At 44.0% G+C, this 17,745-nt stretch carries 11 protein-coding genes and 4 pseudogenes; 8 read left to right on the top strand and 7 right to left on the bottom strand.

Translation table 11 applies throughout. The annotated features are described in order from the left end of the window. Positions 1 to 547: 547 nt before the first annotated feature. Positions 548 to 1,745: pseudogene (locus AAF463_RS24385) on the bottom strand (IS3 family transposase); the annotation flags it as partial. 2,031 nt (positions 1,746 to 3,776) lie between these two features. Between AAF463_RS24385 and AAF463_RS24380 the strand changes: the two are divergent. Then, positions 3,777 to 4,888 (top strand): annotated as a pseudogene (locus tag AAF463_RS24380) (IS3 family transposase). A 10-nt stretch (positions 4,889 to 4,898) separates the two neighbouring features. Beyond that, positions 4,899 to 5,111 (top strand): annotated as a pseudogene (locus AAF463_RS24375) (integrase core domain-containing protein); the annotation flags it as partial. Between the two features lie 1,661 nt (positions 5,112 to 6,772). On the opposite strand, the gene AAF463_RS24370 reads toward AAF463_RS24375, so the two are convergent. Beyond that, on the bottom strand, positions 6,773 to 7,195 hold the full coding sequence (locus AAF463_RS24370; protein ID WP_350262486.1) for a hypothetical protein: 423 nt from the start codon (positions 7,193 to 7,195) through the stop codon (positions 6,773 to 6,775). Between the two features lie 1,232 nt (positions 7,196 to 8,427). Here AAF463_RS24370 and AAF463_RS24365 point away from each other — a divergent pair. The 5 genes from AAF463_RS24365 (at position 8,428) to AAF463_RS24345 (ending at position 12,303) form a co-directional block, all read left to right on the top strand. Continuing rightward, a complete protein-coding gene (locus AAF463_RS24365) occupies positions 8,428 to 9,897 on the top strand; it encodes a hypothetical protein (RefSeq protein ID WP_350262485.1) in 1,470 nt (489 codons plus the stop codon). A 67-nt stretch (positions 9,898 to 9,964) separates the two neighbouring features. Continuing rightward, positions 9,965 to 10,252 carry a hypothetical protein gene (locus tag AAF463_RS24360; RefSeq protein ID WP_350262484.1) on the top strand — a complete coding sequence of 96 codons (288 nt, stop codon included), beginning with the start codon at positions 9,965 to 9,967 and terminating at the stop codon, positions 10,250 to 10,252. Positions 10,253 to 10,729: 477 nt separating this feature from the next. After that, positions 10,730 to 10,903 carry a hypothetical protein gene (locus AAF463_RS24355; RefSeq protein ID WP_350262483.1) on the top strand — a complete coding sequence of 58 codons (174 nt, stop codon included), beginning with the start codon at positions 10,730 to 10,732 and terminating at the stop codon, positions 10,901 to 10,903. A 77-nt stretch (positions 10,904 to 10,980) separates the two neighbouring features. After that, the gene (locus tag AAF463_RS24350) at positions 10,981 to 11,181 is read left to right on the top strand and encodes a transposase (RefSeq protein WP_350262482.1); all 201 of its coding nucleotides are present in this window, start codon (positions 10,981 to 10,983) and stop codon (positions 11,179 to 11,181) included. 837 nt (positions 11,182 to 12,018) lie between these two features. After that, a complete protein-coding gene (locus tag AAF463_RS24345) occupies positions 12,019 to 12,303 on the top strand; it encodes a helix-turn-helix transcriptional regulator (RefSeq protein WP_350262481.1) in 285 nt (94 codons plus the stop codon). 380 nt (positions 12,304 to 12,683) lie between these two features. On the opposite strand, the gene AAF463_RS24340 is transcribed toward AAF463_RS24345, so the two are convergent. Then, positions 12,684 to 13,274, bottom strand: coding sequence for a hypothetical protein (locus tag AAF463_RS24340; RefSeq protein WP_350262480.1), 591 nt, complete (start codon positions 13,272 to 13,274; stop codon positions 12,684 to 12,686). Next, a complete protein-coding gene (locus AAF463_RS24335; RefSeq protein WP_350262479.1) occupies positions 13,271 to 13,894 on the bottom strand; it encodes a hypothetical protein in 624 nt (207 codons plus the stop codon). The genes AAF463_RS24340 and AAF463_RS24335 overlap by 4 nt, the downstream gene beginning before the upstream one ends. A gap of 1,283 nt (positions 13,895 to 15,177) precedes the next feature. Here AAF463_RS24335 and AAF463_RS24330 point away from each other — a divergent pair. Beyond that, positions 15,178 to 15,381: a hypothetical protein gene (locus tag AAF463_RS24330; RefSeq protein ID WP_350262478.1), complete on the top strand. Its 204-nt coding sequence runs from the start codon at positions 15,178 to 15,180 to the stop codon at positions 15,379 to 15,381. 897 nt (positions 15,382 to 16,278) lie between these two features. Here the strand turns inward: AAF463_RS24330 and istB are convergent. The 3 genes and pseudogenes from istB to AAF463_RS24315 form a co-directional block, all read right to left on the bottom strand. After that, positions 16,279 to 17,007: pseudogene (gene istB, locus AAF463_RS24325) on the bottom strand (IS21-like element helper ATPase IstB). Positions 17,008 to 17,020: 13 nt separating this feature from the next. After that, complete coding sequence (locus tag AAF463_RS24320) at positions 17,021 to 17,209, bottom strand: hypothetical protein (RefSeq protein ID WP_350262477.1); 189 nt, start codon at positions 17,207 to 17,209, stop codon at positions 17,021 to 17,023. Between the two features lie 134 nt (positions 17,210 to 17,343). Next, positions 17,344 to 17,700: a hypothetical protein gene (locus AAF463_RS24315; RefSeq protein WP_350262476.1), complete on the bottom strand. Its 357-nt coding sequence runs from the start codon at positions 17,698 to 17,700 to the stop codon at positions 17,344 to 17,346. Positions 17,701 to 17,745: the final 45 nt, after the last annotated feature.

The raw sequence follows: 17,745 nt of genomic DNA, 5'->3' as shown, positions 1-17,745 counted from the left end.
TTGGATATCGCGCCTCACATATGAAAGGGGCAGTTAAAAGCAAACGAATTTCAGATAAGCGCCAGATGTTGTGGCACTGGCTGTATTTGCGCTGCGCCAGAATGTAGGTGAAGTCGCCAGGACCGAATCTGCATAAACAAAGAATAAGCGGATTTGCATGATTGTTAATATTGATAACCACCATCTGAAATTTGAATAATCTTAAAATTATTTTATCCTTATCTGGCATCGTATTTTAGATTATGAAAGTGTGCAAACTGTATCAGTAATCAACTTTGCATCTGTTACTGTATTGTTTTAAAACAAATCAATACCTTGTACGTAGATGCAGTCAAGGCGGATAGAGTGAGAGTTACCATATGCACTTACTTCGCGAAGCGCGATTCAACAACAGATACAGAAGGTTATTCAGAGATTATTCACCCATCAATAACCGTATGCATGACAAACCTAAACCTTATGATGTTGCTGCCAACTCAACAATAAATGTAAGTTTGAAACTTGATCTTGACCCGCTATATTCAGACAGCTTTTGTCTCTAAGTTAGCGTTATCCGTCGGCTCCGGTATTCCCTCGGCGAGAGGTATCCCAGTGCACTGTGCGGATGGTTTTCATTGTAATGCTCGAACGCTGCTGCAAGGTTTATTAACGCCGTTCTCACATTCGGTTTTGGCATGAAGGCGATGTAGTCACTTTTCATCGTTTTTAACGAACCGTTCAGCCATGCCATTGCTCTGCGGACTGCTCACTGCGGTTGTACACGGCTCCAGATTCAGTTCTCTCGCGAACCAGCGGGTTTCATGCGCTACATAAGCAGATCCGTTGTCCGTCAGCCACTGGATTGATTTTTCCGGTAACTGATTACCGAACCGCTTTTCCACTGCACCCAGCATCACATCCTGTACCGTGCTGCTGTCGTAACCCCCTGTACTGGCAGCCCACTCCAGGGCTTCTCTGTCGCAGCAGTCCAGTGCGAACGTTACCCGCAGCTTTTCACCGTCATCACAGCCGAACTCGAAGCCATCTGAACACCACCGCAGATCGCTTTCTGACACTGCAACTTTACCGTTATGCTCACGCTGCGGACGTTGCGCTTTATCGTGCAACAGCAACAGGCCGTTCTCGCTCATCACACGATAAACCCGTTTGGCATTCACGGGGGGAAGCCCTTCATTGCGCGACTGTTTCCGCAGTATCGCCCACACCCGTCGATAACCATAGCCCGGCATATCGCTGATTATCGCAAGGATGCGCGGCAGCAACTCTGCATCTGCTTCCTCATTCCGCCTGTTACAGCGCCTGTTCTGCCATTCGACGGGACGATTGACCCGAAGGGATAACTGCGCACGCGACACGCCTAAAGCCCGGCTGACCTGTGCTATTCCTTGTCCTTGGGCAACAAGGGCGCATGCGCTATCCATTTTCGCGATTGACCGTACTCCACTGCTTCTTTCAGGATCTCATTCTCCATCGTCTTCTTACCCAGAAGACGCTGAAGTTCCCTGATTTGTTTCAGCGCGGCGGAGAGTTCTGAAGCCGGAACGACCTCTTCTCCGGCAGCCACTGCGGCGAGGCTGCCTTCCTGGTACTGCTTTTTCCACTTAAACAGCAGACTGGGCTGAATGCCATGCAGACGGGAAATGGGATACCGACATTCCCGGCTCCATCGACTGCTGAATAATGGCGATCTTTTCCTGTGGCGTTTTACGCCGACGGGCTTCTTGGCCCAACAGTATTTCGGTCATTTCAAAATTAGGGTTAGTGTTAGACATATATTCAAGCCTATCTCTTAAGTTAAGAGACTTCTACTGTCTGGCTTTACGTGGGGCCCACTCATGTAAGTTTGAAACCTTTTCCGTCAGGGAGAACCCACCTGCCCGGTATTTTTTGTTCTAAATCTGTCAATACGGTGTATTCGTATGCATCTGATCGTGCCCGTACCGCTCTGCCGCTTATCGTTGAATTTTACCCGAGGAATGCGGATTGTTGCATGAACTGGTACGACCTTCAGAACTTTGAAACGACGATTATTTCTTTGCAACGTATAGTATCTGCCGTCAGTACTGAACCTGGTTCCTCCAGCGGGACCGGCTGACAATATCAGGAAAAACGCCATTTATAGAAGGTGAGCAACCCTACAACGCGGGAGCTATGTGTCTTATGGTGCACAACGGTCGCCATCTAAAAAGCATGGATAATCGAATTAGTTAGTAATGCCAGTCGATTATTTTGGGTAATGTTGGTAATGGGGTATGTACTTTAAGTAAAGGTTAATTCTAAGGTTAAGCGTAAACTACAAAGAAGATTTATTTACTATAGAAAAAACAATTAATTACATAATGTGGCAATGGCGATAAATAAGAATTAAGCCATTACTGGCTTGAGGGTGAGTTTAGTCTTACTTAAGGTATAACCTGTTTTTTTGATTGTCCAAATCAGTAAGTTGCTGCTGATTTAGGCAATTGACGGGAAAGAAGATTGCTGGTCTTCTGGGGAAGGAAATATTACCGGCAGAGGGCATCATGAATAAAGAGTCTCCTTTTACATCGGGTACCCAGCGAAAAACACATTATCTGGATAAAAAGAGTGGATGTAAACTATCATTAGATGATCTGATAATACTCTTGAGGAAGATAAACGTTAATGAGGAAGATATAGATTTATTGTTAGTCAACGCCGGTATCGAAAGCTCAAATAATTAAATATATATAGCTGTCGAAAGTTTTATTAAAACAGGAAAGAAGAGATATATAGTTGGGCTTAAGGGGGGTTAATAATAAATATTATTGCAACTCATCTGATAAAAGTTCTTTAACGATAAGAGTGAACTACCGTCCAAAATGAAATGCTTATCAATATATTTATTATTATAAAACCATCAAGTCGAAGTCTGGTGCTAATCATCAGATGGTTCCAGTAAAATCTGATAGTATGACAGAAGATGATTAACGATCATTCTTAGTGGATAAAATCAGGAAGGATGGTGCGTTAAATTTATTGGCGCGTTCTGGATTATAACAATAACAATTGTCTTTAAAGGGGCGATTTTGTATTGTAAATTATGGCCATTCAAAAGATTTGTACTGTTGTTTTACTTTTTTTGCAAAAAAAAACGGCCATTTCAGGCCGGAAATTTTCCAAGAGAAATAGAAAATATCTAGAGAGGGTACTCTGGACACGAACACGAACACACAGTACACACGAAAGCACTCAGTTGTAAATTCATAGCTAACCTTAATCAACAAGGTTTTAAGTACTATTTAAAGAGGATATTTTAAAATATAATTACTTACATCAATTCTAAAACACAATCGTGATGTTTTCCCGTAGTTGGCACATTAACCAGATTAACAGAATTTTCTAAAAAATTATTTAATAAAAACAATCTATAGAGCAGCTATGGTTTATAAGCCATTAATCTGCACCACTTACTTTTACTATCAGCACTTAATTGAAAGCAAACATATCAGCGAAATACAGAAGTTGTTGTAAAGAGTATTGCATAAATCATTTGTATTGTGTTTGCATAAAATGATAACGAAGTTTTTATAAACTGCAAACATGTGACTTTTGATCTGTGTATTTTTAAATTTTAGCCAATTAGTTTCTACTCTATAATTAGTCAAGTGATATATTTTTTTCTAGGTGGGTTTTCTGGATACGAATCACGGTGGAGTCGGTTTTTAATAGCATATCGTGTAAGCATCCCTGCAAAGCGGACCATTCACATTTAGAGATCTTCCGACATACTGACTATGTCCCCGAAGGAGATTACCATGCGCAAAGCCCGATTCACCGAACACCAGATCATTGCCGTCCTGAAGTCCGTCGAAGCTGGACGTGCAGTCAAAGATGTTTGTCGCGAAGCGGGAATATACGAGGCCGCGTATAACAACTGCTAAGCGAAGTTTGGTGGTATGGAAGCCTCTGATATCAAGAAGATGAAAGATCAGGAGGACGAAAATCGCCACCTGAAGCAGATGTTTGCCGACCTGAGTCTGGAATGCCGGGCGCTGAAAGACGTTACCAAAAAAAAGCTTTAAAACCAGCGATAAAGCGTGAGCTCGTCAGCTATCTGACCGCGCAGTTTACGATGAGCATACGCCAGGCATGCAGGACGTTATCGCTGAGCAGGACAGTTTTTCGCTATAAACCGGACACGCGACGTGGTGAACCGGTGATCCAGGCACTGACTGAACTGGCAGAACGCTATCCCGGCTACGGCTTTAAGAAGCTGTTTCATGTGCTTCGTAGGCAGGGCCACGTCTGGAACCACAAGCGCGTACACCGGATTTACCGCCTGCTGAAACTGAATTTTCGGCGTAAAGGTAAACAACGTCTGCCGGTGCGAAATCCGGCTCCGCTGGCCACGCCGGAAGCACTCAACCAGAGCTGGTCGATTGACTTTATGCACGACGCACTGACATGTGGCCGACGTTTTCGGACTTTCAACGTCGTGGATGATTTTAACCGCGAGGCTCTGGCGATAGAAATTGACCTGAATATCCCGACACAGCGGGTCGTTCGGGTGCTGAACAGGATAGTGGCAAACCGTGGATATCCGTTGAAAATGCGGATGGATAACGGGCCAGAACTGATATCACTGGCGCTGGCATAATGGACTGAAGAGCACGGAGAGACGCTGGAATTTATTAAGCCGGGTAAGCCAACGCAGAGCGCCTTTATAGAGTGGTTTAACCGAACGTACCGGACAGAAATCCTGGATTTTTACCTGTTCAGAACGCTGAATGAAGCCCGGGAAATTACGGAGCGCTGGCTGAATGAATACAACAACGAGCGGCCTCATGAACCCCTGAATAACCTGACGTCGGAAGAATACCGGCTGATGGCTGAGAAACCGGGAATCTCAAAAAGTGTATGGAACTAAAACAGGTATGCTTACACTGGAATTTATCGAACCAAAGAAACAAATTCAGAATACATTTATTGAACGCTTTAACCGTATGTACAGCACAGCAATACTCGATTTCAATCTGTTTCGGATGCTAAACGAAGTACGGGAAAGCTCAATGCAGTGGTTTTCAGGATATAATTGTGAACCTTCACACAAGTCACCAAACAATCTGACACCTGAGGTGTACCAATTATAACACCATCTAGCCATACTCATTGAAGGACGTGAGATAAGAGTTGTAAACATGAAGATGGCGTGAGTGTGATTACGAATATTTAAAGTGTAATACGCGCCATAATGAGTAAATTGTTACTGATGTTTGCAATTGACGGAGTGAGTATTTATTGGTCTTCTTAATGAATATAGACTTTCGTTAGAGAACATGATGAATAAAGAGTTTCTTTTCGCATCGTGTACATAACGGAAAAGCCATTATCTGGATAAGAATAGTGGTCATCAGCTATCCGTTGATGAGCTGATACAACTATTGAAATAAATAAGATCCGGGATAATGGGATTCATCAATTTTTAGTTAATGCTGGCATTGAAACTTCGAATAAATATGCACGATGGATCTTTTGGATTGAAATAATAAAAGGATACTTAAAAATCGCGAGAGAGTTGAAAGCTGATAACTATTGCCTCTACACTTTATAACATGAATTTCTCAAAAGTATGAATGAGTATCCATCCTCCAGTAAATAATTTTCAAACTAACTTTCACAGCACCATGACAAAAATCGTTGTAGAACATTCATTATCTCATGTTGAAAGTGAAAAGGGTTAACCCCCGGCTTTAGCTGTCTACCACTGATTGGTAGCAATAATTAGTAACGGGGAGTCATAAACTGGCTTATGAGAGTCTTGAATGTTATCAGCGAATATTGTACTAACCAACTCCAGCGTATTCAACCCTTACTGATGAGTATTGAAATGGCGCTAAAGTCTGTTTATAAAGCAAAAAAAACGGCCAGTTTAGGCCGTAAAGTCATCAACAGGAATTGATAAATTAAGAGGGTACACTGGACACAATTACACACAACAACCATAAACAAGGTACTCAGATACAAAAGTACAAACATCATAGAATCATGTAAGATGTCTTAATTGAATATTATTAAATAACAAGCAATGTTTCGTAACATTGTTTATCGAAACGATACCTGCTAATACTAATCCTATGCAGGCGCAATTTTAAGATGTCAGCAATATTTTCATACGTACTCATTACTTACGTCCATATCGCTTTAGTTACTCGTGTGCGCCGCATTACAATTTAGCAGAAACTGATGATAGCATGACACAAACAATCTTGGTGGTGTTTGCATTAATTAGCTGTAAAGCTTTCATATTATGCAACTATTTGATGGGTTAAAAGTAATGAGATTTACTTTTGGAATATTTAATGATCTCAACGTCTCAATAAGGGTAAAGTTTCAAAATTTAATTGCTTTTGAAAGTTCTTTTTGGTAAATGTCCATGGCCGCACTGTTATGAATTTTTAGCCCCATAAACCTAAGTAATGTCTGATTAACGATACTTTTCATGAGCAGGTTTTTAAGACTGATTAATTGCGATGAAGAGTGAGAGTCAGTCTGTTCTGTACGTTTTATGATGAATGTACTGGTTCCAAATGGATGACTAAAAATTAGTTTTCCTCTGCATGAGTATTGACTACAACCTTTTAGGTTTCATGGAAAACTTTTTATAAGTTATTTCAACCAACCCATCAGGAGTATCAGGGTTGATTAAATTGAGATTTAATATGACTGAGCAAAAATAAAGAGAATATAAATTTAAAGTGACGCGGTGTTGTTAAGTTAATCGGAGTCAACCGGTCAATGCTTATTCCCGGATTTAGGTGGTGGGGGTTTTAAATACCAAGTGTTTTAACTCAAAATCTTTCCTATCAATAAATAATTTCTTAGATTTTTCTTCGAGCTGAACTAGTTCTTGTTTAAAAGCTCCAGGTGGGGAATTGATTATTTTAACGCTCAGTACGGCTAAATCTTCACTCAGTTTTAAATTATGTTTGTGAAAGTTGATGACGTTTTTTTTATTTGCTTTCAATGTGTCATATTTGCGCGCACTAATAATAAAATTTGCCAATGTATGCTCAAGTGAAGTCAAAAGTATTTTTGTTTTGATATCATTTATCTTGTCGGCCTCATTTCTTGCGGCAGTGAAATCAAAAAAAAGTGCTGTTTTTTTGATTTGCACTTTGTCATGTTCAGATAAAATTGTGGATTTTAATCTGTGAGAAACAGCATTTAATTCCATAATAAGTGGGGCTCCGGGTAGAAAAATAATTCGAGTGGTTAGAGTTGCATGGGTATCGTCAGCGCAGAATGCTGAAAACAGTTTTCTGAAATTCAACGATTTTATCAAATTTTAATAAATCGATACCTTCGCCAATGAAAATATTTTGGCAATCTTTACTGATTGCCAGTGATTATAGAAAAACTCTGCAATTAGATTCATTTTTTTGTCATGTTCAAACCGCCTAGGATATCTAAATTTAAAGTAACTGCTATTGATCCAGGTCAATTTTTATATTTATTACGTTTAACTTTATCGTAAGTGGTTTTTGAGCTTTGCAGTATTACTTACGAATGTTAGAGGCCTGAATCTTATTTGGATATGCCAGGCGGTTTCAGATAAAAACTCAAATGTTTCCTAGTAAATGATACCTGCATCAGCTTTATACGTGATAATTAATCAACCAGCTACGCTGGATTAATTATAGTTTCGCTTAAAAGTTCATCAGTGCTAAGTAATAAATTGTGCGGGTACATAAATTTTTGTCAGTGCATTCTTAAGTGAGGGGGGTTATCAAAAACCCCCTATCAATTTATTCGGTTTTACAATGGATTTTCTGAATGAATGTTAATTATAATTAATCTCCATTGCCTGATGACTGGGGCGATAAACTTAAGTGTTTTTTTAAATACACTCAGTTGTGAGTTTTTTATGTGCCGATAAGATTTACCGCAAAATCTACCGCCTCTTACGTTTTTTTTGCAAGAGATTGTATTAGTAAAGAGCGCTATTTCATAATTAAAAAATCCGGTTTTAACTTGCTTGTTTTTACAGGTCATGATGCTGAATTATGATCTTTGAGAAATTGCGGTTTCTGTTATAAATAATGGTGTAAAACTGTATAATTCATGACTTGGATAAAATTTTTCAGAAGGCGTGAGACGTGGGTAGCGTACTGCATTTGTTTTTACGGATTATTTATTTAGATTAAACCTTACGCAAATCTATACAATATAATTGTCAACCTTCATGATTTGCATGCGTATTTATTTGCTACTTATGATGATTTTAGTCGTGCGAAGTACCAGTGTATATGTAATGACATCTGGCGATAAGTTCGTATGATTAGTCCCGATGTAGAGGGCTATAATCTTATTGAATTTATTGGCTTTCATAAGCAGTTTATCCTTCGCGAATGATTGCTTACGCCTTTTATCAATAACATGTTGTTTTAACATTATAAGGTTCATTTTATGAAATCCACATATGTAATGCTAACATTAATGATGACTTTCCCTGCTTTAAGTGCAAATGTTCAACTTCATAATGAGCAATCAATTTTTAAAAACCTTTCGGTTGGTGATGGATACTGTCTCGCTTCTTCAGACAATAAAACCGATCTCAATTTCAGTGTATGCAAAGATTCGGTTGAACAGAAATGGACCTTAGTGCCATCAACTATAGGCATGTTTATGATTCGCAATGAATCAGCGCCTGGAAAATGTTTAAGGACTTTAGGGAGTGGAGGTGCTGTCCAGCTTGGAACATGCAGTGGCGATGGTTACACCTCTATGAGGTTATGGAGTGTCACGCGTGCGGGCCAGGTGATTTTTTTAAAAAACAAGTACAAAAATGACGCAGGTCATAATGAATTTTTTGTCGCTGAAGCGCAGACTAAAACAGTCAAAATGTCTGCTTCAGCTGATACAGAATCTAAAAGCTGGGATTATTCCGGTGAGATACCTTCGCCAAAAAATCCTGTGACAGGCAATAAAAAAGTATTATTGATGGCGACACATTTCAACGATGTCGCCCCTGCAAACCCTGAATTAGTCAGAAAAGCCGTATTCGGTGACGGGGATGATAATGTATCCTTGCAGCATTATTTAAAATCCGCTTCACGCGGGAAGCTAAGCATTAATGGCACATTTTTGCAGGACATAAACCTTGGTGATCGTCCTGCAGCATGTACCTCCTCACAACTCCTTGAAAGTGCGCGAAAAGCAGCCCGTGAAAAAGGAATTGAGCCTAACGATTATAATTATCTTTTTGTAGATATTTCATTTTTATCCACATGTAAATGGGATGGACTAGCCGCTACACCGGGTAACTGGGTTATTGGGAATGGTTCAGGTCACAAATATTGGATGTGGTCACATGAGTTTGGTCATAACATCGGTTTGAAGCACATTACAACACTTCGTAAATGCCCTGTTAACGGAGATACCGTTGAACTCGGCAGCAAATGCACGATTGGGTCAGGTGTAGATGCGGGAGATACGATGGGCGGAGGTGGAGGCAGAATGTATCCGGTAAATTATCAGTTATTCGCGGGATGGTTGCAGGATAAGGACGTGCCAGAAATTAAAAATGCAGGTACATACTATCTGTTACCCCTCTGGCAGGATGGTGGAGCTCAGGGTTACAGAATTACCCGCTCAGATGGGTCTGTTTTAGTTCTGGAGTTCAGGCAGCCGCGTGACGGTTTCGAAAACTGGCCGGAAAATAATCCCTTTGTTAAGGGGGTGACAGTACGTATTGCAACTTACAATGGTGCTGTTCTCACAAATACACTCGTTGATGCTACTCCAGAGACGGATGATATGAAAGATGCCCCGCTGATGCCGGGCAAAACCTTGTATGATACGCTTTCAGGGAAACTGATCACTCTGATTTCTACTGACAGCAGTGGCGCGACTATACAGGTTGAAGATAAGGATTAAGTTTAACCGTTGAATGAGCCGGTGATATTCCGGCTTATTCTTTCAGTTCAACGTTACTGTATTCAAAATGAATGCAAGCGTAATGGTTTATGCCGGGGTGTTGAAACAAGCCATTGCTATGGCTGGTGCTGATGATTTTTTTAATAGCTTTTGCTCCAGCTGCCGTAATCAGTGTATTGAGCAGGTAGCGCAGTTTTTAGCCGAAAGCCGTCTCAATCCTGGGAAGAAAAACCAGGCTAATTTTACTAATGTTCCGATAGATACACCATTACCGGGTAATGATTCAGGCTCAGGAGGGCGTTGCCAGGACTTAATACGAGTCGTATTTGCTGCCCGAATAGAGTGGCAGCAGTGAACAAGGATTATGGCAGAAAGGCTGATGCGAGTGACATAATTCAGGGTTATGCGCAGAACTGTATATCCGTCCTGCTATTCACTTCCTATCTCTACCTCCAGTTGAGGCTGATTGACGAGTCTGAGATCCCTTTCGAAAGAGGGCTCGTGTACTTTGAAGTTATCTGTAATGCAGTCAGAACCTGCCATAGAAAGTCGTCCGGGCGCAGGCCATCATCGCGAAGGTGCTGGACCACCTGCCGCTGCACCGTCAGTATAAATGTCGTCTTCAAAAGAGGAAACCCGCCGGTGAGTCCGGTCTCGAACTGGATCGGCGAGGCGGACGCATGCCTAGCGGCGTTCAGCGGATACCTGCGGACGTTCGTGAGCGCGGTAGGTTCTGCGCGCGACGTGGTGGCTTACTACTGCCGCCCAAGGCAACCCTTTGCATTTTGCTATCCTCGAGGCCGACTGCCGGTCGCACATGCGGCGGAAGTTCATGGCGCTGTACAAGATGAACTGCAGCCTGGAGGCAAAGGAGGCGCTGGAGCAGATGCGTTATCTTTTATCAGCTTGGGCGAAAAATAACAGCCCGGTCGCCGGCGCAGAAGCGGCGGTGATGGCAGCGCTACGCGAAGCGCACCTGACGGGTTTCTATGGCTGGTTGCTGTGAAGCAACCAGCCATAGAAACCCGGGGCGCGCGTTACATAAAGGCCTTCATGTAGGCGCTGAAGCATTGGCCGCTGCTGTTGACTAATAAGGGGGACGGTCTATTGCCGCTGGCCAACAACTGCTGTGAGCAGCTGATACGTCCGGTGGAGGTCGGCCAGCGTGACTGGCTTTTCGCGGGTTCGCTGAGCGGCGGGGAAAGGATGGTGGACCTGCTGACGCTGCTGCACACGGCGCGCCGAACGCTCATGAGCCTCAGGCGTGGCTGGGAGAGGTGCTGAAGAAGCTGACCTTGTGGCTGCAGTCAAAACTGCGTGGGTTGCTGCCTTAACGTACGTGACCCCGCCAGAATCAATAGCTTAAACCACGAGCACAGCTCTCGTTTATGCTCAACGCGAGTTCATCCAACGCTTATGCTTGTCTATTGGCATTCTGCACCCTGCCTCTTATAACCTGCGCTTAAACGGTAGTCACAGGCGATTTTGAGTTACTGATTACAGTGAACACAAAATCTGAGTGCAGGTTTTGCTCGGATTCTGTAGGCTTTAGCTCCGAAGCGACCTCATAACGTGACGCAAATGGCGGTACGGTGACTGATTCTAGCCTTCACTGTAGTTGGTATGCTCGCATGCTCCGGCGCTGAGATGGTTAAAACTATGCATATGTGAAAACCTCTTTTATCGGATACAACTTGTTCATGATGACTGTAATCAGTCAGGTCATCCTGCACGGTTAACCCCCTTTGGGGCCAGAACATTCAGTCATTACGCGTTTAATTGTTTGCCCTTTATCAGAATGTCTCAGGTAAGGCGATGCTTTCATAATGTGAATATTATTCGCGAATAATGTCTCTGAGCATATTAAATTCTTTATTCAAAGGCAGTAACGCATTGATGTTACGTTGCTAAATGCTCTGCGATATTATAAAGTTTAGGAGCTATCAAAATGATGGCAGGGATTTGCAGCCCTTAATGAAACCAGACAGGATGTTAATTCATCATGTCCAGCCGTGCTCGTCTTCAATTTCAATGGCGGGTCGGATGGGGGAGGTTTCTACCTCGCCAGTTGGTTTCACTGGTCTGCAAACCCTGTTCGATTCGCCACCCAAGGAGCATTCTATGCACGACGAGCAGCGTACTGAACAGGTGTTTGTGGCCGGTACTGATAATGTAATTAATGTACCGGTTGAGTCGACACCTCCCCATTGTAACTGGCACAGGGCCGATATTCTCTGTGCCATTCGGAAAGCCGGCAGCAGTCTCTCTGCGCTGTCCAGAGAGGCCGGCTTATCCTCCTCGAGTTTATCCAATGTTTTCTATCGTCCCTGGCCACGAGCAGAGCGGATCATTGCGGAGTTCCTTGATAAAGACCCTGCTGAAATCTGGCCGGAACGATATCGTTAGTAATATCTGCCGGAGAGGTTATCCTCTCCGGACTTTATGGTCTCTGCGGGTAACGGGATTATATTACGGTGAGGTACGTCCAGCCTGATTGAATGCTGTTGCTGGCTCCATATGCCCTGATTCCTTGCACAATGTAATGAAAGGGTGCATGAGCAGACATTTGGGCCTGATTTTCGAAGATCAACGATGCCACGAGTGTGCAGGTCGCAACAGATGGAATGGTGGCGCTCAAAGCGTAACAGTACAACTCTCATGCGCCGGATGCTTCAGCCAGCTGTCCCTTACCTGCGCCATAATTAATCAACATGACTATAAACATCTTACAATCTTTAATCTGTGGCGTATTTTAGGAAGCACGTGTTTACAGAAGCCTGTCGGATTTAGCGTTTTGCCTGAGCAAGATTCCTTTCAGCCCAATATGTGGTACTTATACCCTTATACTCGATGACCGTTTGACTGCCAATAAGACGATTATTTTTTTGTTCATCAGTGGGTCGGCGCGTTTTCTCGTAGTTTTCTATAACCCTGTTGGTGGTCAATATTCCCGTTTTATACTGTTCACTGTTTTCAGCAGTGACTAATGTGAAACTGTTCTTGAAATCTTTTCTGTCCTCAGGGCGCATATCGATGGCATCCTGATTTTCGATGTTAACTGATGTCAGATTGATTGGTCGGTTTATAAGTCGTTCAACAGTTTTTATTGCCAGAGATAATTTATGGTTGTTAGCGGGATCCTTTTTAGCTTCCGAAAGCAGGGAAGTATCTGCGTGGCGTATTAAGCCCAGGCTTTGAAACTGGTGAGTATGGGATTTGAACACACCAGGGTATAAAACATTAAGATTACTTCCTCCAAATCCCAGCGAAACGTTTTTTGCCTCAGGATAATCTTTGAGTAACTGGGTGGCGACCTTGAGCAGAAGGTGCTGCAAATGTTTAGCACTATAAAGACTCCCTTTATGCATGTTCATCATAGCAATCTCATAGCAATCGTTCCAAAGCAAAAGTTCTTTTCGGTTGTTTTGCAGATGTTAAAGTGACCAATATAATTATCCTTCTCGTCAATAATCTTCACTGAAAGAAGATCGGCTGATAAATATTCAGCTATGGGGTAATTCCCACCAGCCAGCCCCGGGAAATCGCAGTGCCCTGTTTTGCGGCTGAGCTGGAAGGGAAGGCCAGCCTTGTACTCGTCTGCTGTCAGAGGAATGGCTTTAAGCCCGCTACAGACAATTTTTTTACATGTGAAACTGAATGCTTTTTCTGGATACTTTCCTTGTATCAGGCCCAGTATTGATCTCGACAGGCCATTATCCTTCAGAGTCGATTCATGACTTACCAGATCTTTGAAAACACTCAACCCCTTAAAATGAGTTTTATCAAAAACTAAAGGTTCGCTGAAATTTTCCGACAGTTTACCGCTTGTTAATATTTTGTATTCTTCAGGCGAAATGGTAATTGAACAATTCTGTATTGCCGTTAGTTGATGTGTTATGTTTGCTCTAAAGGTATCAAGACTGGTAGAAACCACGCCTGCTTTAATTAAACCTGCCGTATCATAGGGATGGGATGAGTGCATTGTCTTTAATAACATCTTTTCTCCGGTGCTGTTTTTTAACGTGTTTCAGAAAACTGAAAGGATTTGTTTTTTTCATAAATACATAGGTTTTAAAGTGTCTGAATGGATTCAGAGTTCAATCGGGTGATAATACGGCATACGGTATATATAAATGCATACTGGTTAACTATTGAATTAAAGTATGCAGGATTATTTTTCCAGCACCTCGTTTGTTGTGGTTATGTTATAAATATGTTTTTATGTTTTTATTTTGTGCATAATTATTCAACTGGCAATCGCATTTATTTTCTTCTATTTTACCTTTCTGTGTTTAATAAACTTTAACTTTATGGCTTTAAAATATTTAGTTGCTTGTCATTATGGTTTTGCGTGCAATCCATCTCGAGATTAAATACGGTAGTCAACAGCAATTACGGTAAATGAGTGGGTAATGTGACTACAGGCGTGTTGTTAAATTCGATTGGGTCGTGGTTGAATATTTACATCAAAAAAGACAATTAAGTAAGTAGATGGTAATAGTATGTGATAATAGCTGTACATTATTTAAATGGTTGATAATTTATCGGTTCTATGGCAATTAAACATTATCACGTTCGGGGTCCAGGAGACCTTTAGTTTTAAGTAGTCCGAACGGTTTGCTGAGGGTTATGCATTCATTCAGTTTCAGGTCCCACATGATGTCCGTTATGCAGATAAAGGTGATTAACGTTCATGCCACTTTGAGATGTGCATCCGCTGAATCGGGTTGGCCATCATTAAAAGGGCGATGAATGAAGAGTCAGGAAAACGCCTGCATCTCCACATTTCACTTCCGGCATCAGGCAGGTTACAGACCACAACAATGACCCGTTCATCAGCAGTCTCGAGGCTTTCCGCTCTCCGGACTAACCGATAACGTGTCGTTTGGGCTGGTAAAGCTCAGGACGCTGTCTCACTGCTCATTATCAAACTTAATGTTAAGGATTTGCCCTGAACCATAACTACATGTATCAGCTAAACTTTCGTGTCTTGGGTTTCAGCCTTCCCATGTGAGTAATGGCAGGGCCAAAGAACTTTCCCCCATGTCCTAAAGATGAACGAACTTTACCCGTTCTCTCTCCCTAGTGCTTAACTGTGCAAGTGATGTATCTATCTTGTTCCAGAGCAGGCTGAGGTGTAAGCATTTCGATGTCTTTGAGCAATAGGAGAGAGACGCTTCACCATGAAAAAAACTCAAACCTCTCCATTGAAAAGTGGATCTAATAACCACACATGAAGAAAGGGCACTGTGCCCTTTAACCTCTGGAAAAGGATGACAAATGGCAATTTATGTCGCGCCACATAACAAAGTTGGCCGTGATGGTGGTTCATTTCAGGAATGCACCATGAATACAACAAACCATTCGGTAGTACAGAAGTTTGGGCGATACTGCACCATTCGTGATAATGAATTCGCTCCACCTACCAGCGTTGCTGGTCGATACTGGCTACAGATTTATCGTACCCCGGATAACACTGAGTAAGTGCAGAATACGCAGCATCAGTCATGATGCTGCTATTTAATTTTTTTTTGAAAGAAGGAATGATGTAAAAATGTCCGGAAATCTTGGTCTGCCTCATACATGTCCATGCTGTAACGCCACCACAGCGCATACGGCATCGCAACTTTCGGCTCTGTTTGGTTTAAGAACTGTACCTTCAGGTGCTACCAATCAGAGCTGGTGCCGAAAATGCCGTTCTTCCACATCAAAGAAATAATGACAAGCCGCCTTTTTCGGGCGGCTTTTTTCTGGTCTACCCGCCACGCCACCAGACCGTAGCGGACCGGGCATCCCTTATCCAGACTGCATGAACTTCCCTCAGCGTTTTTATGTCACCTCATGCGCCAGACGACCATTCCGGTACCGGGATTAACGATAGGGAAGGTAGGTAAGATGAATTTACTGAACCGTATTTCGCTCGCAATTAGCTACTGGCATATGCTAAGCCTGCGATCTGGTGTCAGGTAACGTTGTGGTAAAGGGCACACACGCTGCCAGAATCAGTGCCCCCTTCCGGCGTTGGATTAACAGTCCAACTGCCGCTCAGGTTATGTACGCGAACAGAGGCGTTTACGGCATAAGAGACAGGGCTGCCCCATTGTCCAGTCAGGCGAAGAGGCACTGGTTGGGAAGGCAACAGTCAAAGCACGGTGAAGTAGTTCTTAGCTTCAGCCCTGCCATAGGGAGCCTGCATCGCAAAAATGCGTTTCAATTTAGCGTGTTATACCCTGCCTCATTGTGAGCACGGGTTCTGATGCCGGGATCATGGCTCCCGTTCAAAGTGCATATTTCGCTGGTTGCGATCACTGTATTGTTGATTCCGATTACCCGCTTTCTGCACTTTTTTCACTTTCTTATTTTTTACTCTGCGTGATTGGTTTACGTCACTTTTCTTAGTGGTTCCTCTCTCAGTACTATACGGTGGCTGTTATGCACCAGACGGTCCATCAGCGCATCCGCTACTGTCGGATTGCTCACCATTTTGTACCACTCCGGTACCGGCAGCTGGCTTATCACCAGCGTACTGACTCTTACGTACCTGTCTTCCATGACTTCCAGATGATCTGATGACTGCCGCGTCGTCAGCCTTTCAAGACCCCAGTCATCAAGGAACAGTACCGTCTTTTTCGACAGCTGCAGTAGCTGCTTACGGTAGCTGCCGTAGGCATGCCCCGTATTTAGCCCGTCCAGTAATCGCGACAGACGCCTGTAGCCAATCGCAACATGCTGCTGGCACGCCTGTTAACCCAGCGCGCAGGCGACATATGTCTTGCCGCACCCTGTCGGACCCGTTATCAGGATGTTCTGCTGTCGGTGATACCAGCCACTCGTCATCAGCTCGCCCATCTGCTGTCGTTTCAGACCCCGCTCTGGTCGCCAGTCCAGCCCCGATGCCGTTGCCGACAGCCTCAGTTTTGCCTGCCGTCTCAGCCGCGAGACCTTTGTCGCCTCACGCTGGAGCAGTTCGTGCTCCAGCAGCAGACTCAGCCTCCCTTCGAACCCCAGCTCACCGTAAGTGCCCGGCTGTGTCCACTGCAGCTCAAGCGCGCTAAGCATATGGCCCAGCCGCAGCGACCGTATCTGTTCCTGCAACCTATTATCCTGCATACGTTTTTCTCCGTCAGTGATAGTAACCCGCGCCGCGCACGTTCTCGTGCTCAGCGATGTCATCTTCTGCTTCAGGCGGCAGTGCTGACTCGCCTTCGCGGCGGTTGGCCAGCAGGTTCACGATGACTTGCCGGTGGGGCCTTTCCAGCAGCAGCGCCTGCTGACAGGCCGTTTCCAGCCGCGCGTCTCCATATTTCCTCACCAGCGACAGCAGCCCCAGGCACTGCGATAAGCCTGTTCCGGATGTTTCCGCTCATTCAGATTCCATGCGACCACCGTGCGTGTCACGCTGCCGATGCTCTCACCTCAGCTGAGCAGACGCTCCGGGCTCCAGCGCTAATGGCGGTGTAATTCGGGCATGTGCTCGTTGAGCGTTGTGAAGCCGCCTTCTTTCAGCGCTTTTGAATGCTGTGCAACCATCTGCCCACGATGGTACAGCCTGACCAGACGCGTGCCCGCCTCGATATCGATATGGGATCCGACGAGAGCGTGCGGGACGGAGTATGCGTGACGCTGGTACAGCACGTGGTAATCTGGCCCCACCTTTGCCCGCCGGATATCAGTGTATTCATAACGGCATCGCGGCAGCGCGGTCAGGGCGGGACGGTCAAGCGCGTCGAAGCGTGTCTGACGGCTGCTGCCGGGATAATGCCGGTACGCGCGATGGTTGAGTTCCTTCAGCAGGCCGCCCAACGCCACGTTGAGGGCGCGAAGGTGTGGAACACCTGATGGCGCAGA

The organism is Pantoea sp. BJ2 (genome assembly GCF_040255075.1).
Lineage (GTDB): Bacteria > Pseudomonadota > Gammaproteobacteria > Enterobacterales > Enterobacteriaceae > Pantoea > Pantoea leporis.
The sequence above is the reverse complement of the archived record's forward strand: the minus strand, read 5'-3'. Positions and strand labels throughout refer to the sequence as shown.